5 protein-coding genes and 1 pseudogene are annotated in these 2,161 nt (G+C 60.2%); 3 read left to right on the forward strand and 3 right to left on the reverse strand.

The features are described 5' to 3' along the window. The 3 genes from RUW20_RS18130 to RUW20_RS18140 form a co-directional block, all read left to right on the forward strand. Positions 1-300, forward strand: a 300-nt coding sequence (locus RUW20_RS18130) for an aconitase family protein (RefSeq protein ID WP_313953625.1), incomplete at its 5' end; no start/stop codon positions are given. A 230-nt stretch (positions 301-530) separates the two neighbouring features. Beyond that, a complete protein-coding gene (locus tag RUW20_RS18135; RefSeq protein ID WP_313953626.1) occupies positions 531-845 on the forward strand; it encodes a type II toxin-antitoxin system RelE/ParE family toxin in 315 nt (104 codons plus the stop codon). A gap of 3 nt (positions 846-848) precedes the next feature. Continuing rightward, positions 849-1,133 (forward strand): helix-turn-helix transcriptional regulator, encoded by a 285-nt coding sequence (locus tag RUW20_RS18140; protein WP_313953627.1) that lies wholly within the window; start codon positions 849-851, stop codon positions 1,131-1,133. Positions 1,134-1,496: 363 nt separating this feature from the next. On the opposite strand, the gene RUW20_RS18145 is transcribed toward RUW20_RS18140, so the two are convergent. From RUW20_RS18145 to RUW20_RS21770, 3 genes and pseudogenes are all read right to left on the reverse strand, one after another. Next, entirely contained in the window at positions 1,497-1,655 is a 159-nt protein-coding gene (locus RUW20_RS18145) for a hypothetical protein (protein WP_313953628.1), read from the reverse strand. A 21-nt stretch (positions 1,656-1,676) separates the two neighbouring features. Next, positions 1,677-1,847, reverse strand: coding sequence for a hypothetical protein (locus RUW20_RS21765; RefSeq protein WP_409559390.1), 171 nt, complete (start codon positions 1,845-1,847; stop codon positions 1,677-1,679). A 51-nt stretch (positions 1,848-1,898) separates the two neighbouring features. Beyond that, positions 1,899-2,161, reverse strand: a pseudogene (locus tag RUW20_RS21770) (hypothetical protein); the annotation flags it as partial.

Consider the following 2,161-nt stretch of genomic DNA (forward strand, 5'->3'; position numbering starts at 1 on the left):
CGCATGGAAATGCCCGGCTGCTCGCTGTGCATGGGCAACCAGGCGCAGATCAGGAAGGGCAGCACGGCGATGTCCACCTCGACGCGCAACTTCCCCAACCGTCTTGGCATCGACACCTTCGTCTACCTCGGCTCAGCCGAACTGGCCTCGATCTGCGCCCTGCTGGGCAGGATCCCGACCGTCGCCGAGTACATGGAACAGGTCAAGGTGGTGAACGCCAAGGCCGCCGATGTCTATCGCTACATGAACTTCGACAAGATCAAGGAGTTCAGCGACGTGGCGGATACGGTGACGGTGTAAGCACTACCACAGCCTGAAACCAGGGCGCCCCGGTCGGCTCGGTGAGAACTGAGTGGCCGGGGCGCCTTGTTTTTTGGCGGCTCATCTCATCCGCTGTTTCTGTGCTGTCGCGTTCGCAGCTAAGCCATGCCAGATAGCCTGCAACAAAAGATGCTCAATGCTCGCCCCGTTAGCGATGTAAAAATCTAACTACTTTGATAAGTTATTAAAGTATCGATATAATCAGTTTCATGAAAACGCTCCGTTTCATCGGCTCCAGTATCGACGATCTGCGCGACTTTCCGATGGAAGCGCGGCGTGACGCAGGCTTTGAGCTGGATGCCGTGCAGCGCGGTTTGATGCCGTCGGATTTCAAGCCCATGCTCAACGTGGGTGCCGGCGCTTATGAGATTCGCCTGCATGTGCTGGGTGAGTGGCGCGTGATCTATGTCGCCAAGTTCGACAACGCGGTGCATGTGCTGCATGCTTTTCATAAAAAGACACAGAAGACCCGCAAGGAAGACATCGAATTGGCGGCTCGACGTTATCGACAAATTGGAGGCTGAGTCATGAATAAGGAACCCGTGATCGAGAGCAGCGGCAATGTTTTTGCCGACCTTGGTTTTTCCGCAGAGGAGGCGACGATTCTGGCGATGCGTGCCGAACTGATGGCACGCATCCGCGAAACCATCATGGACAAGGGCTGGACGCAGGCCGAAGCGGCCGGGCAACTGGGCATCGGCCAGTCACGTGTTTCCGATCTGGTGCGCGGCAAACGCGATAAGTTTAGTCTCGATATGCTGGTGACACTGGCTACGCGCGCCGGACGGCACGTTGAGCTGGCATTGAGCTGACCGTTCAGTACGGCAATTCCGGATTTCAACTGGCCTGCAAGTCAATAAATATGCCACTCCCCGTAAATTGGGCGTATTTCCATGCGCATGTTCATGCGCTATTGAGGGGATGTTCAGTTTCCATTGTGCTGGCGAGAAACTCGTAGCGCGCCTGCGCGAGATCGCGTCTGGCGAAGAACATCTGCCGTTGGGTGTCGAGAACGTGGAATGGGTACGGATTCCGGCCATCAGCCCGCGCGTGGTCCCTTCGACGGCGACCAGGCTCGCGTCGAGCGCCTTGCGATACGCGCCGACGCGCTTGACGCCGGTCCCGACGGCCAGAAAGTGGCGCTTCACTTCGACCAGCACCTCACTCACCGTCTGCTAGAGCGCGGCCATCGCGCGCCCGCGGTTGGCAATCGCCTGCCCGGTCAGCGCGTTCACCCGGCCGCCGGCAAAGAGCGGAATGTTCAGCTGCACGCCGATGGTCCTGATCGAGCTGCGCTGGTCGAGCGTCGGCAGTGCCTCGTTCTCGGCCCTCAAGGCCCGCGCCACCAGCTCCAGTTACGGCGGGGCACGAGCGCGGTCGACTTCCAGGCCGGCCAGCAGCGACGCCAGTAGCTCGTGGCGGTATTCCTGGCCGGCACAGACGACGATGGTGTCCACCGGCAGCGTCTTCGCTTCGCCATTGACGGTGATGTGCAGGCCGGCGTTGTCGATGCGTTCGTAGTTCACGCTGCCGCCCATCTGCACGCCGCGCTTCTTGAGCAGGGTACGGCGAATCCAGCCGGTGGTTTGGATGCGGCGGCCGAAGTGGCGCAGGGTCTCGTTGAAGCCCTCCTTGCCGGGGATTTTCTTGGCGATGTTGAACTCCCGGCACCGACGACGGCCACTTTCTTGCGCCAGACGGCTTTTTCGATGCTCAGCGCGGTCTCATGGCAGGCACGCGGGTTGACCAGGCACGAGTTCAGCTGGCCGTTGACAATAGGGTCCATGCAAGGCCTGCTTGCAGGCGATGCAGGCGATGCAGGCGATGCAGGCGATGCAGG

Origin of the sequence: Accumulibacter sp. (genome assembly GCF_032229525.1) — a bacterium.
Lineage (GTDB): Bacteria > Pseudomonadota > Gammaproteobacteria > Burkholderiales > Rhodocyclaceae > Accumulibacter.